The organism is Immundisolibacter sp., assembly GCF_014359565.1.
GTDB lineage: Bacteria > Pseudomonadota > Gammaproteobacteria > Immundisolibacterales > Immundisolibacteraceae > Immundisolibacter.
The window spans coordinates 77,429-96,716 of the sequence record NZ_JACIZD010000005.1 but is presented as its reverse complement, the minus strand read 5'-3'; the positions used below and the strand labels follow the sequence as shown (position 1 = coordinate 96,716).

The following is a 19,288-nucleotide window of genomic DNA, read 5'->3' as shown; positions in this document are numbered from 1 at the left end:
TCACAACCGCCGATGCAGCAGCGCCGGAAAGCGTGCCCGCAGGCGGTCCATTGCGGCCAGGTCGATCTGGGCGCAGGCAACGCCCTCGCCCGTGTCGGCGTATTCCGCCAGCACCTCACCCCACGGACCGGCAATCAGGCTGTGGCCGTAAGTGCGCCGGCCGTTGTCGTGCTGGCCGCCCTGGCCCGGCGCCAAGAGATAACAAAGGTTCTCGACCGCACGGGCGCGGCACAGCAAATGCCAGTGGGCGGCGCCGGTGATTTCGGTGAAGGCGGACGGCAGGACCAGGATTTGCGCGCCCCGGGCCAGCAGGGCGCGGAACAGCTCCGGAAAACGCAGGTCGTAACACACGGCAAGGCCGATGCAGCCCAATTCGGTGTCCACCGTTACTACCGCGTCGCCCGGCTCGATGCTGGCTGATTCGCGGTAGCGCTCGCCGCTGCTCGGGTCACCGACTTCCACGTCGAACAGATGAATCTTGTCGTAGCGCGCCAGACACCGGCCGTCGGGGCCGTGCAGCAGGCAGGCGGCGCGCACGCGCTGCGGGTCCGCGCCGTGCAGCGGGATGGTGCCGCCGACCAGATAAATGCCGTGCCGCTGCGCCATCTCGGCCAGGAAATCCTGGATCGGGCCTGCGCCGTCGGGTTCGGCCACGGCCAGTTTGTCCTGCTCGCGCCGGCCGAGCAGGGCGAAGTTCTCCGGCAGCGCCACCAGGCGGGCGCCGGCCTGCGCGGCCTGCCCGATCAGCCGGCCGGCACTGGCCAGATTGGCCGCTAGGTCGCTGCCGGACACCATCTGTACCACTGCCGCCGTGAATGCCTGCTTCATGAAACTCGCCTCGGTCTGTCGTGGTCGAATCGCGCCTATGGTAGGGAAAGGTGCCGGAAGATTTGCGGCGAGGGCGCCGCTCCCACCATTCGTCATGCGTGGCGGCGCCCTCGGGCCACATGAACCCGCGGCGCCAGTTCGAGCTTGTGGCTAGAATGCCGGGCCTTTTGCCCTGCCGACGCGGCGGGCAGGGAATTGCTTCACGAGGGGGAACATGCAGCCAGGGGTCGCGGTCAGGCATCTGACCAAGGATTTCGGTGCCCTGCGGGCGGTGGACGATTTGTCGTTCAGCGTCGGCGGCGGCGAGGTGGTGGGGTTTCTGGGGCCAAACGGTGCCGGCAAATCCACCACCATGAAGATGATCACCGGCTACCTGGCGCCCTCAAGCGGCCAGGTTGAGGTGTGCGGCATGGACCTGGCCCGCCAGCCGCTGGCGATCAAGGCGGCCATCGGTTATCTGCCGGAGGGCGCGCCGCTGTACGGCGACATGACGCCGCGGCGGTTTCTGGATTTCGTCGCCAGCGTGCGCGGCATGGAGCCGGCCGTGCGGCGCCGGCGCATCGACGCGGTGGTGGACCGCATGGCGCTGCGCGGCGTGCTGGACCAGTCCATCGACACCCTGTCCAAGGGCTTCAAGCGCCGCGTTGGCCTGGCGCAGGCCATCCTGCACGACCCGCCGGTTTTGATTCTGGACGAACCCACCGACGGCCTGGACCCCAATCAAAAGCATGAAGTGCGCGAGCTGATCCGCGACATCGCCGCCGACAAGGTGATCATCATCTCCACCCACATCCTGGAAGAGGTGGAGGCCATCTGCAGCCGCGCCGTGATCATTGCCGGCGGGCGCCTGCTGGCCGATGGCCGGCCCGCGGAATTGGCCAGCCGCTCGCAGTTCCACAACGCGGTGGTGCTTGTGCTCAGCGGCGGGCCAGCCGACCTGCGCGAGCAGCTGGCGGCCGTGCCCGGCGTGCAGCGGGTGGAGGTATTGGAGGAATCCGCCGGGCAGGTCCGCCTGCGCCTGCTGGCCAGCCACGGCCGCAGCCTTCTGGAGGCGGTCGGCGACAAGCTGCGCAGCGCCGGCTGGCAGGCCGACGAGCTGTACGTGGAGCAGGGGCGCCTGGATGACGTATTCCGTCAGCTGACGCACCAGGTGGCCGGCCGGGAGACGCGTTCATGAATGCCATGCTGACGGTGCTGCGGCGCGAACTGGCCGCGTATTTCTACACCCCGCTGGCCTATGTGTTCATCGTGATCTTCCTGTTCCTGAACGGGATATTCACGTTCTACCTGGGCCAGTTCTTCAGCCGCGGGCAGGCTGACCTGCTGCCGTTCTTCCAGTTCCACCCGTACCTGTACCTGGTGCTGATCCCGCCGGTGGCGATGCGCCTGTGGGCGGAGGAGCGCAAGACCGGCACGCTGGAGCTGCTGATGACGCTGCCGATCACCACCGGTCAGGCGGTGGTCGGCAAGTTCCTGGCCGCCTGGCTGTTCACGGCGGTGGCGCTGGCGCTGACCTTCCCGATCTGGATCACGGTCAGCTACCTCGGTGATCCCGACCACGGCGCGATCGTGGCCGGATATCTGGGCAGCCTGCTGATGGCCGGCGCGTACCTGGCCATCGGCGCCTGCATCTCGGTGCTGACCAAGAGCCAGGTGATCGCCTTCGTGCTGTCGGTGGTGGTGAGCTTTCTGTTCATCGTCAGCGGCCTGCCGATCGTGCTCGATTTCTTCGGTGCCTGGGCGCCGGCCTGGCTGACGCAGGCGGTGGCATCGCTCAGCTTCCTGCGGCACTTCGAGGCCATCCAGACCGGTGTCATCGAGCTGCCGGACATCGTCTATTTCGCCAGCATGATCGGGGTGTGGCTGTACGCCAACACGGTGCTGGTCGAAGCCAAGAAAGCCGCCGGCTGAGCCGGTAGCAGGAGTCATCGCATGCGACGCGGAATGCTTTCCACCGGCAGCCTGGTGCTGGCCGTGGTGTTGCTGCTGGCGGTCAACATCCTGGCCGCGACGGTGCTGGGCGGCTGGCGGCTGGACATGACCCAGAACCGCCTGTACACGCTCAGCGAGGGCTCACGCGCGGTGGTGCGCAAGCTCGACGAGCCGATCACGCTGAACCTGTTCTTCTCCCAAAAGGCCCTGCGCGACGTACCGCAGATCCAGGCCTACGCCGCCCGCGTGCAGGCGCTGCTGAAGGAATACGTCGAGCAGTCGCACGGCAAGCTGCAACTGAAGGTGATCGACCCGGAGCCGTTCTCGGACGCCGAGGACCGGGCGGTGCAGTTCGGCCTGCGCGGCATGCCGCTGGGCGGTCCGGGCGGCGAGAACGCCTATTTCGGGCTGGCCGCCACCAACAGCACCGACGGCGAGGAGGTGATCCCGTTCCTGTCGCCCAGCAGCGAGGACACGCTCGAATACGACCTGACGCGCCTGATCTACAAGCTCAGCCAGACCAAACGGCCGGTGGTGGCGGTGATGAGCTCGCTGCCGGTGAACGGCTCGATAGTGCCGATGACCCAGCAGCAGGCGCCGCCGTGGGCGGTGATCGAACAACTGCGCGAGCTGTTCGAGGTGCGCGTGCTGTCGAGTTTCGACAAGAAAATTCCCGACGAAGCCGACCTGCTGATCCTGATCCATCCGAAGGATCTGTCGCCGGCGACGCTGTTCGCCATCGACCAGTACGCGCTGCGCCGCGGCCGCGTGCTGGCGCTGCTGGACCCCTACAGCGACGTGGAAGCCCCGCCGCGCGACCCGATCATGCCGACCATGTCCCTGCCCAAGACCGGCTCGGACCTGGGGCCGTTGCTGGGCGCCTGGGGCGTGCAGATGCCGGACGGCGTGGTTGGCGACCGGGAGGCGGCACGCCTGGTGTCGTTCCGCGAGGATGCGCCGCCGCAGGAATACCTGGTCTGGCTGGATCTGAAGTCCGACCGCTTCGACGGCAAGGACGTGGTCACGGCGCGCCTGAGCCAGATGTACATGAACACGGTCGGCGCGCTCGCCAAGAAGGCCGACGCCGGCATCCAGTTCACGCCGCTGATTTCGTCCAGCAAACAGGCCATGCTGGTCAGCACGCAGGGCCTGGACAAGCCAGACCCGGCCAGCCTGCTGCGTGACTTCAAGCCGACCGACCAGAGCTACCCGTTCGCGGCCCGCGTGCAGGGCACGCTCAAGACCGCCTTCCCGGACGGACCGCCCGAAGGCGCCGAGGCGCCGGCACAGGTGCTCAAGGAATCGGCCACGCCCGCCAACCTGATCCTGGTTGCCGACGCCGATTTCATCTACGACCGCTTCTGGGCGCAGATCGGCGAGTTTCGCGGCAGCCGCATCGTGGAGCCGTTTGCCGACAATGGCGCCTTTTTCATCAACGCGGTGGACAACCTCACCGGCAGCGGCGACCTGATCAACGTGCGTTCGCAGGGCACCTACGCGCGGCCGTTCACCGTGGTGCAGGCCATGAACCGCGCCGCGCAGGAGCAGTTCCGCGCCGCCGAGCAGCGCCTGCAGGCGGAACTGCAACAGACCGAACAGAACCTTGCCCAACTGCAATCCAGTCGCGGCGAGCAGGCCGGGCCGCTGATGAGCGCCGAGCAGCAGCAGGAGATCGCGCGCTTCCAGGCCGAGCGGGTGCGCCTGCGGCGCGAGCTGCGCGAGGTGCAGCACCAGCTGCGTCAGGACATCGACCGCCTGGAAACGCGCCTGAAGTTCGTCAACATCGGTCTTGTGCCGCTGCTGATCGGCTTTGCCGCCGCATTGGTGGCGCTGACCCGCGGCCGCGGCCGGCGCAGCACCGGAGAGCGTCATGTCACGGGCTAAATGGATTTTGGCCAGCGTCACGCTGGCGCTGGTGCTGCTCACGCTGTGGGCGGTGCGGGACACCGGCCAGCGCACCGGCTACGTCGCCCATGCCGAAAAGCTGTTCCCCGAGCTGCCGGCGCAGGCGGCGGCTGTGCGGCGAGTCGAAATCCGCTCGGCCGGTCAGCAGGTCACCCTGCAAGGCAGCGGCAGCGACTGGACGGTGGTCGACAAGCACGATTTTCCGGCCGATCCGGCCAAGGTGCGCGCGCTGCTGGAGGGCCTGGCCGGACTGACGCTGATCGAGCCGCGCACGGCCGATCCGGCGCGCCACGCGGCGCTGAATCTGGAGGCCCCGGACACGGCCGGCGCGCGCGGCGTGCTGGTGCGCGTGCTGGGCGAGAACGACGCCGTACTGGCGGCGGTACTGCTGGGCAAACCACGCGCCGCAGCCGGGCAGGGCCCCCGGCAGATGTTCGTGCGCCGGCCGAACGAGGATCAGACCTGGCTGGCCGAAGGCGCGGTCGACCCGCAGCGCACGCCGCAACTGTGGCTGCGCGGCGAGGCTTTCGACCTGCCGCAGGCCAAGGTGCGTGAGGTCCGCGTGCAGCACCCGGGCCAGGCGCCGCTGGTCATCTCGCGCGGGGCGCCGGAAGCGAGCTTCGGCCTGCAAACGCCAGTACCCAAGGGGCGCGATCCCCAGCCATCGACCATCGGCGCGGTCGCCTACGGCCTGCAGCGGCTGCCGCTGCAGAACGTGTTCAAGGTCGACGAAGTGGCCGGCGACTGGGCGCAGGCGGTCAGCGTCGAGTTCGATACCTTCGATGGGCTGACCGTCACCGCCCGTGTCCTGTCCTTGAACGGCGTCCCGCATGTCCGGATTTCGGCGGCGGTGGCCGCCGACGCCAGCGCCGAGCAGCGCCCGGCCGCCAGCGCCGAAGCCGAGCGCATCAACCAGCAGGCCGGCGACTGGGTTTACGTGGTGCCGCCGCATACCGTGGCGACCTTCACCCCGAGGCTGGAAGACCTGCTGGCACCCCTGCCAGCCCCTGCCGACGCCGCGCCGCCCGGCCCGCCCGGGCCAGGCATGCCGGGGATGATGTCCGGCATGCGCCGCCCGTCGGGCATGTAAGCCATCGAAAAAACTGTAGGAGCCCGGCTTTGCCGGGCGATCACTCGCTTGTCACGGCCCGCCGGCGGCACCCTTGGGGTCCACGGCGCCTTGCCCGTTGCAGGCGCCGCACCTATAATGCCCGCCGCTTTTAGCTCGCCAAGCGGGTGGGTGTCGGCTTGCGCCGGCGCCGCCCGAAAACGGACATGTCGGCGCTCTGATCTGGCCTTCGCGAAGGTCGCCCTACGGTGAAGCCATGTCCGGAATGACCGATCGAAATGCGGCGTGGGCGGATGCCGACGCGCCGGACGCCGAGCCTTGGCGGCCGCTCAGCGCCGCCGAGGCGCAGTCCTTGCGAGTCAGACGACCGATGCGGGCGCCCGCGTGGATGCTGGTGCAGGTGCTGGCCGGTGCCGTGACGGCGATGCTCGCCTGGGCCGTGGACGGCCGTGTCAGCGTCATGTGGTCGGCGCTTTACGGCGCGGCGGCGGTGGTGCTGCCAGCGGCGGTGATGGCGCGCGGACTGGCGCGACCGGTGCCGACATCGGTGCCGGCCCTGGGGGCGGTTCGCCTGCTCGGGTGGCAAGTCGTCAAGTTGATGCTGGCGCTGGCCTTGCTGGCACTGGCGCCGCGCATCGTTGTGCCGCTCAGCTGGCCGGCGCTGCTGATCGGCATGGTGGTGTGCCTGAAGGTTTACTGGCTGGCGCTGATGTGGCGCGGCCGTTGAAGATTATTACACCTTATCAACAGGGATCGTCCGACACATGGCAGCCGACGGCCACGCGCCCAGCGCCGGCGAGTACATCGTCCACCACCTGCAGCACCTGCGCACCGGCGAGCAGGCGTCGATCATCGATTTCTCGGTGGTCAACCTCGACTCGGTGGTCTGGTCGGCGCTGCTGGGCGTGATCACCTGCTGGCTGCTGTGGCGGGCGGCGCGCAGCGCCACGGCCGGCGTGCCGGGCCGTTTCCAGGCTGCGGTCGAGATACTGGTGGAGATGGTCGACAGTCAGGCCAGGGGCATGATCCACAATGCCCAAAGCCGCCGGCTGGTGGCACCCCTGGCGCTGACGGTGTTCGTATGGATCTTCCTGATGAACGCCATGGACCTGCTGCCGGTCGATTTGCTGCCGTGGCTGTGGACGCACCTGTACGGCGCCACCGGCCACGACCCCCACCATGCCTACCTGCGTGTGGTGCCGACAGCTGATCTTTCCACCACGCTCGGGCTGTCGACCGCGGTGCTGCTGGTCTGCGTGTTCTACAACGTCAAGATCAAGGGGCTCGGCGGCTGGGTGCACGAGCTGTTCACGGCGCCGTTCGGCGGCCATCCGCTGCTGTATCCGGTCAATTTCCTGATGCAGATGATCGAGTTCGCCGCCAAGACCGTGTCCCATGGCATGCGGCTGTTCGGCAACATGTACGCCGGCGAGCTGGTCTTCATGCTGATCGCGCTGATGGGCGGCGCCGCCGCGCTGTCACTGCCGGGCGTGCTGTTGCCCCTCGGGCATGTCATCGCCGGCACGATGTGGGCCATCTTCCACATCCTGATCATTACCCTGCAGGCGTTCATCTTCATGATGCTGACGCTGGTCTATGTGGGTCAGGCGCACGACGCGCACTGATCCAGCCGTTTCTGTTGCCGTTTCTGTTTTTCAACCACCTGGAGTAGCAAATGGAGCATGTCCTCGGTTTCGTCGCCCTGTCCTGCGGACTGATTATCGGGCTGGGTGCCATCGGCGCCTGTCTCGGCATCGCCATCATGGGTAGCAAGTACCTAGAAGCCGCCGCCCGTCAGCCGGAGCTGATGAACGAGCTGCAGACCAAGATGTTCCTGCTGGCTGGCCTGATCGACGCGGCATTCCTGATCGGCGTCGGTATCGCCATGATGTTCGCCTTCGCCAATCCGTTCGTCGTGCAGTAAGCGTCGGCCGTCGTAAACAACCTGAAGGTGCCGTCGTGAGCATCAACGCAACGCTGTTCATCCAGATGGTGGTGTTCGCCATCCTGGTGTGGTTCACCATGCGTTTCGTATGGCCGCCGATCACCAAGGCCATCGACGAGCGCACCCAGAAGATCGCCGACGGCCTGTCGGCGGCCGAGCGGGCGCGCCTGGAGCTGTCCAATGCCAACCGGCGCGTGGAAGAGCAGCTGTCAGCGGCGCGCGACGATGCGGCCAAGCGTTTGGCCGACGCCGAGCGCCTGGCGCAGTCCATGATCGAGGAAGCCAAGGCGCGCGCCGCCGAGGAAGGCGCCAAGATCGTGGCTGCGGCCCGGGCCGAGGCGCAGCAGGAGGTGGTCAAGGCGCGTGAAGTGTTGCGTGGCCAGGTGGCCGAGCTTGCGGTGCGCGGTGCCGAGCAGATCCTGCGCCGCGAGGTCGACAGTCGCGTCCATGCCGACCTGCTGTCGCGCCTGCAGACCGAGCTGTAAGACATGGCCGAGCTTGCCACCATCGCCCGCCCTTACGCGGAAGCGCTGTTTCGGGCCACGGCCCCGGAGCTTGCGCCTTCCCTGGTCGCGCCGCTGCAGCAACTGGCGCAGGTTGCTTCCGAGCCTCGCCTGCGCGAGTTCGCCGACAACCCCAAGGTGTCGGCCCGGCAGGTCAGCGAGCTGATCCTGGGCGTGCTGCCGGCACCGTTGCCCGCGGCGCTGCAGAACCTGCTGCAGGTGGTGATCGAGAACGGGCGTCTGGCGGCGCTCGGCGAAATCGCCACGCAGTACCAAGCGCTGGTCGATGCCCGTGCCGGCGTGTCGCAGGCCATCGTCTACAGCGCATTCGAGATTTCCGCGGACCAATTGGCGGACATCACGGCGGCCCTGGAACGGCGTTTCGGCCGCAGGCTCGACACCCGGGTGGTGATCGACCCGGAGCTGATCGGTGGCGTGCGCGTGGTGGTCGGCGACGAGGTGCTGGATACCTCGGTGCGGGCGAGACTTGAACGGATGAGGACTGCCCTGGCGGCCTGAGCGTCCCCCGCGACGCCCGCCCGCTGGCACGGCCGCTCACGCGGCATCCCTGGAGCATGCAATGCAACTGAATCCTGCTGAAATTTCCGAACTGATCAAGAGCCGCATCGAGGGCCTTGGGCCGGCGGCCGACATCAAGAACCAGGGCACCGTGGTGTCCGTTACCGACGGCATCGTGCGCGTGCACGGCCTGTCGGACGCCATGGCCGGCGAGATGCTGGAGTTCCCCGCCACCGCCTCGGGCCAGGCGACCTATGGCCTGGCGCTGAACCTGGAGCGCGACTCCGTCGGCGCGGTGATCCTGGGCGAGTACGAGCACATCACCGAGGGTGACACGGTCAAGTGCACCGGCCGCATCCTGGAAGTGCCGGTCGGCCCGGAACTGATCGGCCGCGTCGTCAACGCGCTCGGGCAGCCGATCGACGGCAAGGGCCCGATCAATGCCAAGATGACCGACGTCATCGAGAAGGTGGCGCCGGGCGTTATTGCGCGCAAGTCGGTCGACCAGCCGGTGCAGACGGGCTTGAAGTCCATCGACTCGATGGTGCCTATCGGCCGCGGCCAGCGCGAGCTGATCATCGGCGACCGCCAGACCGGCAAGACCGCGGTGGCGATCGACACGATCATCAATCAGAAAGGTCAGAACATGACCTGCGTGTACGTCGCCATCGGCCAGAAGGCGTCGTCGATCAAGAACGTCGTGCGCGCGCTCGAACAGCACGGCGCCATGGATTACACCATCGTGGTGGCTGCCTCGGCCTCCGAGTCGGCCGCCATGCAGTACGTGTCGGCCTACTCCGGCTGCACCATGGGCGAGTACTTCCGCGATCGCGGCCAAGACGCGCTGATCATCTACGACGACCTGTCCAAGCAGGCCGTCGCCTACCGCCAAGTGTCGCTGCTGCTGCGCCGTCCGCCGGGCCGAGAGGCGTTCCCTGGCGACGTGTTTTATCTGCACAGCCGCCTGCTGGAGCGCGCCGCGCGCGTGAACGCCGACTATGTCGAGAAATTCACCAACGGCGAGGTCAAGGGCCGGACCGGCTCGCTGACCGCGCTGCCGATCATCGAAACGCAGGCAGGCGACGTGTCGGCCTTCGTGCCCACCAACGTGATTTCCATCACCGACGGCCAGATCTTCCTGGAGACCAACCTGTTCAACGCCGGCATCCGGCCGGCCATCAACGCCGGCATCTCGGTGTCGCGCGTCGGCGGCGCGGCGCAGACCAAGCTGATCAAGAGCCTGTCCGGCGGCATCCGTACCGACCTGGCGCAGTACCGCGAGCTGGCGGCGTTTGCGCAGTTCGCGTCGGATCTGGACGAGGCCACGCGCAAGCAGCTCGACCGCGGCGCCCGCGTCACGGAACTGCTCAAGCAGGCGCAGTACTCGCCGTTGCCGATCTCGCTGATGGCCGCCTCGCTGTTCGCGGTGAACAAGGGCTTCCTGGACGGCGTCGAGGTCAGCCGCGTGCTGGCTTTCGAGCACGGCCTGCACCAGCACCTCAAATCCAGCCACGCGGCCCTGCTGCAGAAGATGGAAGCCGACAAGGCACTCGACAAGGCGGCCGAGGAAGAGCTGACGGCAGCCGTCACCGCCTTCCAGAAATCGTTCGCCTGATCCACCGGAACTGACGGAGCACCCGGATGGCAGTCGGCAAGGAAATCCGCGGCAAGATCAAGAGCATCGAGAACACGCGCAAGATCACCAAGGCCATGGAAATGGTGGCCGCGTCCAAGATGCGCAAGGCGCAGGAGCGCATGCGCGCCGCCCGGCCGTACAGCGACAAGGTGCGCAACATCACCGCCAACCTGTCGCGTGCCAACCCCGAATACCGCTCGCCGTTCATGCGGCAGGTCGAGCAGGTGCGGTCGGTCGGATTCATCGTGGTGACCACCGACAAGGGCCTGTGCGGTGGCATGAACACCAACCTGCTGCGGGCGGTGAGCATCCGCATGCGCGATGCGCAGGCGACCGGCCAGGCGATTCGGGTTACCACCCTCGGCGGCAAGGGCCAGAGTTTCATGACCCGCGCCGGGGCGCACATCATCAGCCAGGCCGTGCAACTGGGCGATGCACCGCAGCTCGACATGCTGATCGGGCCGGTCAAGGTGATGCTGGATGCCTTCGTGGCCGGCGAACTGGACGCCGTCTATGTGTGCTACACGCGCTTCATCAACACCATGAAGCAGGAGCCGCTGGTCGACCAGTTGCTGCCGCTGTCGGACGAGCGCCTGGCGCAGACCGAGGCCGAGAAGCAGGCCTACAACTGGGACTACCTGTACGAGCCCAGCGCGCCGGAAGTCATCGACGAGCTGCTGACGCGCTACATCGAGGCGCTGGTGTTCCAGGCGGTGGCCGACAACATGGCGTCGGAGCAGTCGGCGCGCATGGTGGCCATGAAGGCGGCCAGCGACAACGCCGGCAACCTGATCGAAGAACTGAAGCTGATCTACAACAAGACCCGGCAGGCCGCGATTACCAAGGAGCTGTCGGAAATCGTCGGCGGCGCGGCCGCGGTGTGACGGATACGGAATTCAAGGACCTGACAATGACGCAAGGCAACATCGTTCAGTGCATCGGCGCCGTGGTGGACGTCGAGTTCCCGCGCGGGCAGATGCCCAAGGTCTATGACGCGCTGGTCATGGAAGGCTCGGAACTGACCCTGGAAGTGCAGCAGCAGCTGGGCGACGGCATCGTGCGCACCATCGCGCTGGGCTCCTCCGACGGCCTGCGCCGCGGCATGAAGGTGACCGACACCGGCAAGCCGATCACCGTGCCGGTGGGCGCGGCCACCCTGGGCCGCATCATGGACGTGCTCGGCCGGCCGATCGACGAGCGTGGCCCGGTGGACCAGGCCCATACGGCGCCGATTCACCGCAAGGCGCCGTCCTACGACGAGCTGTCGCCGTCGCAGGAGCTGCTGGAAACCGGCATCAAGGTGATCGACCTGATCTGCCCGTTCGCCAAGGGTGGCAAGGTCGGCCTGTTCGGCGGCGCCGGCGTGGGCAAGACCGTCAACATGATGGAGCTGATCAACAACATCGCCAAGGCACACTCGGGCCTGTCGGTGTTCGCCGGCGTGGGCGAGCGCACCCGCGAGGGCAACGACTTCTACCACGAGATGGCCGAATCGGGCGTCGTGAATCTGGAGCACCTGGGCGAGTCCAAGGTGTCGATGGTGTACGGCCAGATGAACGAGCCGCCGGGCAATCGCCTGCGTGTGGCGTTGACCGGCCTTACCATCGCCGAATCGTTCCGCGACGAGGGCAAGGACGTGTTGTTCTTCGTCGACAACATCTACCGCTACACCCTGGCCGGCACCGAGGTGTCGGCGCTGCTGGGCCGCATGCCGTCGGCGGTGGGCTACCAGCCGACGCTGGCCGAGGAAATGGGCCGCCTGCAGGAGCGCATCACCTCCACCAAGGTCGGTTCCATCACCTCCATCCAGGCGGTGTACGTGCCGGCGGATGACCTGACCGATCCGTCGCCGGCCACCACCTTCGCGCATTTGGATGCAACGGTGGTGCTGTCGCGCGACATCGCCTCGCTGGGTATCTACCCGGCGGTGGACCCGCTGGATTCGACCTCGCGCCAGGTCGATCCCAACGTGGTCGGCGAGGAGCACTACAACACCACCCGCGCCGTGCAGGCCACGCTGCAGCGCTACAAGGAGCTGCGCGACATCATCGCCATCCTGGGCATGGACGAGCTGTCGCCGGAGGACAAGCTGGCGGTGTCGCGGGCGCGCAAGATCCAGCGCTTCCTGAGCCAGCCGTTCCACGTCGCCGAGGTGTTCACCGGCTCGCCGGGCAAGTATGTGCCGCTGTCGGAGACCATCCGCGGCTTCAAGATGATCGTCGCCGGCGAGTGCGATCACCTGCCCGAGCAGGCCTTCTACATGGTCGGCACCATCGACGAGGCCTTCGAGAAGGCCAAGAAGATCCAGTAAGCGAGGCGTCCGATGGCAAGCACTGCCGCCACAATTCAGGTCGACGTCGTGTCGGCCGAGGCCTCGATCTACTCCGGCGAGGCGAAATTCGTCGCCCTGCCGGGCGAAGCGGGCGAACTGGGCATCCTGCCCCGCCACACGCCGCTGATCACCCGCATCCGGCCGGGCGCGGTGCGCATCGAGCTGCCTGACGGCAGTGAGGAGCTGGTGTTCGTGGCCGGCGGCATCCTGGAGGTGCAGCCCGGCGCGGTCACCGTGCTGGCCGACACCGCCGTGCGCGCGCACGATCTGGACGAAGCCGCGGCGCTGGAAGCGAAACAGCGCGCCGAGGCCCTGATGGAGAACCGTCAGGGCGATTTCGAATATGCCACCGCCAGCGCCGAGCTGGCCGAGGCGATGGCACAGCTGCAAACCATCCAGCGCCTGCGCCGCCGCGCCGGCGGCTGAGACTTCCCGCTCCAGGTGCTCTGACGCCAAGGTCAACACCATGAGCAGCGCGCCGCTACAGATCGTCATCCTGGCCGCCGGCCAGGGCAAGCGCATGCGCTCGTCCCTGCCCAAGGTCCTGCAACCGCTCGGCGGCCAGCCGCTGATCCGGCACGTGCTGGTGACCGCCCAGGCGCTGCTCGAGGACACCGTCAGTGCGGCCCGGCCGGTGCTGGTCTACGGCCACGGTGGCGATCAACTGAAAGCCGCCCTTGCCGATGCCGACTGCCGCTGGAGTCACCAGACCAGCCAGCGCGGCACCGGCGATGCCGTGGCTGCGGCGCTGCCCCACATCGAGCCGGCCGGACGCGTGCTGGTGCTGTGCGGTGACGTGCCGCTGCTGCGCGTCGAGACACTGCGAACGCTGCTGCAGGCGCCGCAGGACGCGCTGGCCATCCTCACCGCGATGCTGGACGACCCCACCGGTTACGGCCGCATCCTGCGCGATGCGCAAGGCGCGGTGCAGGCCATCGTCGAACAGCGCGACGCGACCGCCGAGCAACTGGCGCTGCACGAGGTCAACACCGGCACGTTGCTGATCCCAGCCGGTCGCCTGGCCGGCTGGCTTGGCCGGCTGACGGCCGACAACGCCCAGGGCGAGAGGTATCTGACCGACATCGTGGCCATGGCGGTGGCCGACGGTGTGTCCGTGGTAGGCGTGCCGGCAGCCGATGAGATCGAGATCATGGGTATCAATGACCGCGCCCAGCTCGCCCGCTGCGAACGGGAATTCCAGTGCCGGCAGGCGCAGCGGCTGCTGCAGGAAGGCGTCACGCTGCGCGATCCCGAGCGGCTCGATGTGCGTGGTGACGTCAGCGTCGGGCGCGACGTCGAGATTGACGTCAACGTCATTCTGGAAGGCCGGGTAGCGCTTGGCGACGGCGTTCGCGTGGGCGCACACTGCATTTTGCGTGACAGCATCGTCGAGGCCGGCGCGCGCATCGAACCGTTCAGCCTGGTCGACGGCGCGCGCGTCGGACCTGGCGCGGTGGTCGGCCCTTACGCCCGCCTGCGGCCGGGTACGCAACTGGCGGCCGACGTTCACGTCGGCAACTTCGTCGAGGTGAAAAACAGCCGCCTCGCCGCCGGCGCCAAGGCCAACCACTTGAGTTACCTGGGTGATGCCGACATCGGCGAACGCGTCAACATCGGCGCCGGTACCATCACCTGCAACTACGACGGCGCCAACAAGCACCGCACCACGATCGGCGACGATGCCTTCATCGGCTCCAACAGCTCGCTGGTGGCGCCGGTCAGCATTGGCGCGGGCGCCACCATCGGCGCCGGATCGGTCATCAGTCGCCAGGCGCCGGCTGGTGGCCTCACGCTCACGCGGGCGCCGCAAAAATCCATACCCGGCTGGCAACGGCCGCGCAAGAAAACCGGGCAGTAACACGCATGTGCGGCATCGTTTGCGCCATCGGCCGGCACGACATCGTGCCGGACCTCATCGAGGGCCTGCGCCGGCTGGAGTACCGCGGCTACGACTCGGCCGGCATCGCCGTACGCCTGGACGACGGCCGCCTGCACCGCGTGCGGGCGCTGGGCAAGGTCATGGAGCTCGCCCGCCGGCTGGCCGCGGAGCCGGTCAGCAGCCACGCCGGCATCGGCCACACCCGCTGGGCCACCCACGGCGCGCCCAGCGAGGCCAACGCCCATCCCCACATCTCGCGCGGCGAACTGGCCGTGGTGCACAACGGCATCATCGAGAATCACGCCGCGCTGCGCGAAGCCCAGCGCGCTGCCGGCTTCGAGTTCAGCTCGCAGACCGACACCGAAGTCATCGGCCATCAGGTTCGCCGGCATTTGGATGCCGGTCTCGATCTGTTCGATGCGGTGCGCGCAGCGGCCAAGGAACTGCACGGTGCGTTTGCGATCGGTGTGCTGTCGGGCGCCGAGCCGGATCGCCTGCTGGCGGCGCGCCGGGGCAGCCCACTGGTCGTCGGCATGGCGGTGGACGCGGTGTATCTGGCGTCGGACGCCGCCGCCCTGGTGCCGTTCACGCAGGACATGGTGTTCCTGCACGACGGCGACGTGGCCGAGGTCGGCATCGGCACGCTGCGCATCGTGGACGCCAACGGCCAGCCGGTGCAGCGGCCGGTGCAGCGCAGCAGCCTGAGCGCCGCCGCCACCGAGCGCGGCGCGTATCGCCACTACATGCAGAAGGAAATCTTCGAGCAGCCGCAGGCCATTGCCGACACGCTGGACGGGCGCCTGGGCGAAAGACGCGTGCTGGAAGCGGCCTTCGGCACCGAAGCGGCGGCCATTTTCGATCGCGTGCGCGAGCTGCGCATCGTCGCCTGCGGCACCAGCTATCACGCCGGCTGCGTGGCGCGGTACTGGTTCGAGGCCTTGGCCGGCGTGCCGTGTCAGGTGGAGATCGCGTCCGAGTTCCGCTACCGCGACAGCGTGGTGCCGGCCGATGCCCTGCTGGTGGCGATCTCGCAGTCCGGCGAGACCGCCGACACGCTCGAGGCGCTACGCGAAGGGCGCCGCCGCGGTTACGCCCACACGCTGGCCATCTGCAACGTGCCGGAGAGCTCGCTCACCCGCGAGGCCGATCTGAAACTCATGACCCACGCCGGGCCGGAAATCGGCGTAGCCTCCACCAAGGCCTTCACCACCCAGCTGGTGTCGCTGATGCTGCTGGTGCTGGCGCTCGGCCGCCGCCATCGGCTGGACGCGGCCAGCGAGGCGGCCCTGGTCGACGAACTGCGCCGCCTCCCGGCCGCCGTGCAGGCGGTGCTGGCACTCGACGACACCATTGCCGCGCTGGCACCGGACTTTGCCGACAAGCATCACGCCCTGTTCCTGGGCCGCGGCGTGCACTACCCGGTGGCCCAGGAAGGCGCCCTGAAGCTGAAGGAAATTTCCTACATCCACGCCGAGGCCTACGCCGCCGGCGAGCTCAAGCACGGCCCGCTGGCGCTGGTGGATGCCGACATGCCGGTGGTGGCGGTGGCACCCAGCGACCCGCTGCTCGAGAAAATCAAGTCCAACATGGAAGAGGTCCGCGCCCGCGGTGGCCGGCTGCTGGTGTTCGCCGACGCCAGGGCCGGTTTCGACGGCACGGACATTGCCCTGGTCGAGGTACCGACCGACACCATCGGCCATCTGGCGCCGGTGCTGTTCACCGTGCCGCTGCAACTGCTGGCCTACCACGTGGCGCTGATCCGCGGCACCGACGTGGACCAGCCGCGCAACCTCGCCAAGTCGGTAACCGTCGAGTAGGCGCAGCTTTGCTGCGCGATGATCGCCCGGCTCCAACGATTTTTGGGAATGTCGATCGATCGCCAGGCCTGCCGCGTGCACGACAATGGCGGGGCGCGCCGCCGTCAGTCAGCAGCGCATAGCCCGCGAGGCCCCCGGCCGTGAAACTCCAGCAGCTGCGCTACCTGGTCGAGATCGTGCGTCGGGACCTGAACGTCTCGGCGGCGGCGGCGCGCCTGTTCACCTCGCAGCCGGGCGTGAGCAAGCAGATTCGCCTGCTGGAGCAGGAACTGGGCGTGGATCTTTTCCAGCGCCGCGGCAAGCAGTTCGTCAGCCTCACTGCGGCCGGCCGGGCGGTGCTGCGGGAGGCGCAGGAAATCCTCGGCCGCAGCGAGAACATCCGCCGCCTGACGCGCGATCTGGCCAGTCCCGACCACGGCGAGCTAGGCATCGCCACCACCCACACGCAGGCCGGCTTCGTGTTGCCGCCGGTGCTTCGCGAGTTCCACCGACGCTACCCGGGGGTGCGGCTGAACCTGTTTCAGGGCACGCCGCAGCAACTGGCGGACATGGCCGGTCAGGACGACGTGGACCTGGTCATCACCACCGACGAGGCGGCCCTTTACCCACACCTGGTGCTGCTGCCGGTCGCCGGCTGGCGCTACGCCGTGTTCTGCCCGGCCGGGCATCCCCTGGCGCAGATCGCGTCACTGAGCCTGGCGGATATCGCCGCCCACCCGCTGGTGACCTACAGCTTTGCCTTCAACGGTCACTCGGCGCTGGAAGAGTGCTTCAAGACCGCCGGGCTCACGCCGCAGCTGGCCCTGACGGCTGTCGATACGTCGGTGCTCAAGCGCTATGTGAAGGAAGGACTCGGCGTCGGCCTGATGGCGGCGGATGCCTTCGATGCGGCGCAGGATGCTGGCCTGGTCAGGCGCGACACGGGCACCCTGTTGCCGCGCGGCACGGTGCACGTGGCGTTTGCGCCCGGTCGCTTCCTGCGCGGCTATGTGTACGACTTCATCGCGCTGCTGGCGCCGCACCTGACCCGCAGCGTTGTGGAAGAAGCCCGCAACCTGCGCGAGCCGCAGGCCATCGCCGCGCTGCTCGCCACCACCGCTCCGGCGGCCATGATCTGACACCCCATTCAAGAGAGACCGGCCATGAGTTCCAGCAATTCGATCACCGTACGCCTGCGCCTGGAAAGCCGCCCCGGCCTGCTGGCCGAGGCCCTGAAAGCCGTCGGCGACCAGGGCGGCGATGTGGGCGCCATCGACATCGTGCGCGCCGATGCCCAGCACACCGTGCGCGACGTCACCGTCGATACCCGCGACGAACAGCACGCCGAGCGCATCGTGGCGGCGCTGCGCACGGTGCCGGGCATCGAGGTGCAAAGCTGGTCGGATCGCACCTTCCTGCTGCACCTGGGCGGCAAGATCGAGGTCGTCAGCAAGACGCCGGTGCGCACGCGCGACCAGTTGTCGATGGTCTACACGCCCGGCGTGGCGCGCGTATGCCTGGCCATTGCCGCCGATCCGGCTGCGGCCTGGAACCTGACCATCAAGCGCAACACGGTGGCGGTGGTCAGCGACGGCTCGGCGGTGCTGGGCCTGGGCAACATCGGCCCTTACGCCGCCATGCCGGTCATGGAAGGCAAGGCGCAGCTGTTCAAGGAATTCGGCGGCGTGGACGCGTTTCCGATCTGTCTTGCCACACAGGACACCGAAGCCGTGATTGCGGCCGTGGCGGCGCTGGCCCCCGGCTTTGGCGGCATCAACCTGGAGGACATCGCCGCGCCACGCTGCTTCGAGATCGAGCAGCGCCTGCAGGACATGCTCGACATCCCGGTGTTTCACGACGATCAGCACGGCACCGCGGTGGTCCTGGCGGCGGCCTTCCTGAACGCGCTCAAGGTGATCGGCAAGCGCGCCGCGGACCTGAAAGTGGTCGTCGCCGGCGTCGGCGCGGCCGGCACTGCCTGCACAGACATCCTGCTCGAACTGGGCGTACGCAACATCATCGGCTGCGATCGCGGCGGCGCCCTGTCGCGGGCGCGCACGGACCTGAATGCCGCCAAGCGCGAGTACCTGGCAATGACCAACCCCGATGACGAAACCGGCAGCCTGCACGAGGTACTGCGCGGGGCGGATTTTTTCATCGGCCTGTCGGGGCCGAACCTGATCGGCGCCGATGACCTGAAGGCCATGGCGCGCGATCCGGTGGTGTTCGCCATGTCCAACCCGGACCCGGAAGTCGATCCGGCGATCGCCCTGCCGCTGGTCGCCATCATGGCCACCGGGCGCAGCGACTACCCTAACCAGATCAACAACGTGCTGTGCTTTCCGGGGCTGTTTCGCGGCGCCCTGGACTGCCAGGCAAGGCGCATCACCGGTGGCATGAAACTGGCCGCCGCGCACGCCATCGCCGACACCATCCCGGCCGAGGCGCTCAGCGCCGACTACATTATCCCGAGCGTGTTCGACCCGGCGGTGGCGCCGGCAGTGGCCGAGGCGGTCAAGCAGGCCGCGCGCGCGGACGGCGTGGCGCGGCACTGAGGCCCGCGGTGGCCCCGGCGGGGGTCTTGGGGCCGACGAACTGCCGCTCGCCATCTGCGAGGCGGTCACAGGAGACGACAAGCCTCGGTCTGTGGCTGATGGGACCGGCAGCGCTGCTGGAGAACCCGTGCATGCGCATCGCCGGCGGCACCGACGAGACCCAGCACACCATCATCGCCGAGCGCCTGCTCGGCCTGCCGCAGGAAAGCCAGGTGCCACGCGACCTGCCGTTGCGGGACTTGGCGCGCGGCGGCGGCCGGCGACCGATCGCGTGAAAGCGCCAGGAAGGGGAGGGCAGGCAAGTTTCACCCGACCTGGCCGCGCCCCATCTATGGGAGCGGCGCCGCCGCCGCGAATCCTCCAGCCAGACATTCGGCCCGGGGGCGGGC

Annotated in this window: 18 protein-coding genes and 1 pseudogene; 18 read left to right on the top strand and 1 reads right to left on the bottom strand. The window is 68.1% G+C overall.

The window, feature by feature from the left end:
- Positions 1–828 (bottom strand): carbon-nitrogen hydrolase family protein, encoded by an 828-nt coding sequence (locus H5U26_RS08920; RefSeq protein WP_290618793.1) that lies wholly within the window; start codon positions 826–828, stop codon positions 1–3.
- A 214-nt stretch (positions 829–1,042) separates the two neighbouring features.
- Between H5U26_RS08920 and H5U26_RS08915 the strand changes: the two genes are divergently transcribed.
- The 18 genes and pseudogenes from H5U26_RS08915 to H5U26_RS08830 all read left to right on the top strand — a co-directional run.
- On the top strand, positions 1,043–2,005 hold the full coding sequence (locus H5U26_RS08915) for an ABC transporter ATP-binding protein (RefSeq protein ID WP_290618791.1): 963 nt from the start codon (positions 1,043–1,045) through the stop codon (positions 2,003–2,005).
- Entirely contained in the window at positions 2,002–2,739 is a 738-nt protein-coding gene (locus H5U26_RS08910; protein WP_290618789.1) for an ABC transporter permease subunit, read from the top strand. The genes H5U26_RS08915 and H5U26_RS08910 overlap by 4 nt, the downstream gene beginning before the upstream one ends.
- Positions 2,740–2,760: 21 nt before the next feature.
- Positions 2,761–4,644 carry a Gldg family protein gene (locus H5U26_RS08905; RefSeq protein WP_290618787.1) on the top strand — a complete coding sequence of 628 codons (1,884 nt, stop codon included), beginning with the start codon at positions 2,761–2,763 and terminating at the stop codon, positions 4,642–4,644.
- Positions 4,631–5,755: a DUF4340 domain-containing protein gene (locus tag H5U26_RS08900; protein WP_290618785.1), complete on the top strand. Its 1,125-nt coding sequence runs from the start codon at positions 4,631–4,633 to the stop codon at positions 5,753–5,755. The genes H5U26_RS08905 and H5U26_RS08900 overlap by 14 nt, the downstream gene beginning before the upstream one ends.
- 235 nt (positions 5,756–5,990) lie before the next feature.
- On the top strand, positions 5,991–6,461 hold the full coding sequence (locus tag H5U26_RS08895) for an ATP synthase subunit I (RefSeq protein ID WP_290618783.1): 471 nt from the start codon (positions 5,991–5,993) through the stop codon (positions 6,459–6,461).
- Between the two features lie 37 nt (positions 6,462–6,498).
- Entirely contained in the window at positions 6,499–7,359 is an 861-nt protein-coding gene (gene atpB, locus H5U26_RS08890; protein ID WP_290618780.1) for a F0F1 ATP synthase subunit A, read from the top strand.
- 50 nt (positions 7,360–7,409) lie between these two features.
- Positions 7,410–7,658, top strand: a complete 249-nt coding sequence (gene atpE / locus H5U26_RS08885; RefSeq protein WP_290618778.1) for a F0F1 ATP synthase subunit C — start codon at positions 7,410–7,412, stop codon at positions 7,656–7,658.
- 35 nt (positions 7,659–7,693) lie between these two features.
- The gene (locus tag H5U26_RS08880) at positions 7,694–8,164 is read left to right on the top strand and encodes a F0F1 ATP synthase subunit B (RefSeq protein ID WP_290618776.1); all 471 of its coding nucleotides are present in this window, start codon (positions 7,694–7,696) and stop codon (positions 8,162–8,164) included.
- A 3-nt stretch (positions 8,165–8,167) separates the two neighbouring features.
- Entirely contained in the window at positions 8,168–8,701 is a 534-nt protein-coding gene (locus H5U26_RS08875; RefSeq protein ID WP_290618774.1) for a F0F1 ATP synthase subunit delta, read from the top strand.
- A gap of 61 nt (positions 8,702–8,762) precedes the next feature.
- Complete coding sequence (atpA, locus tag H5U26_RS08870) at positions 8,763–10,316, top strand: F0F1 ATP synthase subunit alpha (RefSeq protein ID WP_290618772.1); 1,554 nt, start codon at positions 8,763–8,765, stop codon at positions 10,314–10,316.
- Between the two features lie 26 nt (positions 10,317–10,342).
- Positions 10,343–11,221, top strand: coding sequence for a F0F1 ATP synthase subunit gamma (gene atpG, locus H5U26_RS08865; protein WP_290618770.1), 879 nt, complete (start codon positions 10,343–10,345; stop codon positions 11,219–11,221).
- A gap of 26 nt (positions 11,222–11,247) precedes the next feature.
- Positions 11,248–12,648, top strand: coding sequence for a F0F1 ATP synthase subunit beta (gene atpD, locus H5U26_RS08860; RefSeq protein ID WP_290618768.1), 1,401 nt, complete (start codon positions 11,248–11,250; stop codon positions 12,646–12,648).
- 12 nt (positions 12,649–12,660) lie between these two features.
- Complete coding sequence (locus H5U26_RS08855) at positions 12,661–13,095, top strand: F0F1 ATP synthase subunit epsilon (protein WP_290618766.1); 435 nt, start codon at positions 12,661–12,663, stop codon at positions 13,093–13,095.
- Positions 13,096–13,135: 40 nt separating this feature from the next.
- Positions 13,136–14,527 carry a bifunctional UDP-N-acetylglucosamine diphosphorylase/glucosamine-1-phosphate N-acetyltransferase GlmU gene (gene glmU, locus H5U26_RS08850; protein ID WP_290618764.1) on the top strand — a complete coding sequence of 464 codons (1,392 nt, stop codon included), beginning with the start codon at positions 13,136–13,138 and terminating at the stop codon, positions 14,525–14,527.
- Positions 14,528–14,532: 5 nt separating this feature from the next.
- Positions 14,533–16,365 carry a glutamine--fructose-6-phosphate transaminase (isomerizing) gene (glmS, locus tag H5U26_RS08845; protein WP_290618762.1) on the top strand — a complete coding sequence of 611 codons (1,833 nt, stop codon included), beginning with the start codon at positions 14,533–14,535 and terminating at the stop codon, positions 16,363–16,365.
- Between the two features lie 140 nt (positions 16,366–16,505).
- Positions 16,506–17,483 carry a LysR substrate-binding domain-containing protein gene (locus tag H5U26_RS08840; RefSeq protein ID WP_290618760.1) on the top strand — a complete coding sequence of 326 codons (978 nt, stop codon included), beginning with the start codon at positions 16,506–16,508 and terminating at the stop codon, positions 17,481–17,483.
- A 24-nt stretch (positions 17,484–17,507) separates the two neighbouring features.
- Positions 17,508–18,899 carry an NAD-dependent malic enzyme gene (locus H5U26_RS08835; RefSeq protein WP_290618758.1) on the top strand — a complete coding sequence of 464 codons (1,392 nt, stop codon included), beginning with the start codon at positions 17,508–17,510 and terminating at the stop codon, positions 18,897–18,899.
- A 110-nt stretch (positions 18,900–19,009) separates the two neighbouring features.
- A pseudogene (locus H5U26_RS08830) lies at positions 19,010–19,174 on the top strand (dehydrogenase); the annotation flags it as partial.
- Positions 19,175–19,288: the final 114 nt, after the last annotated feature.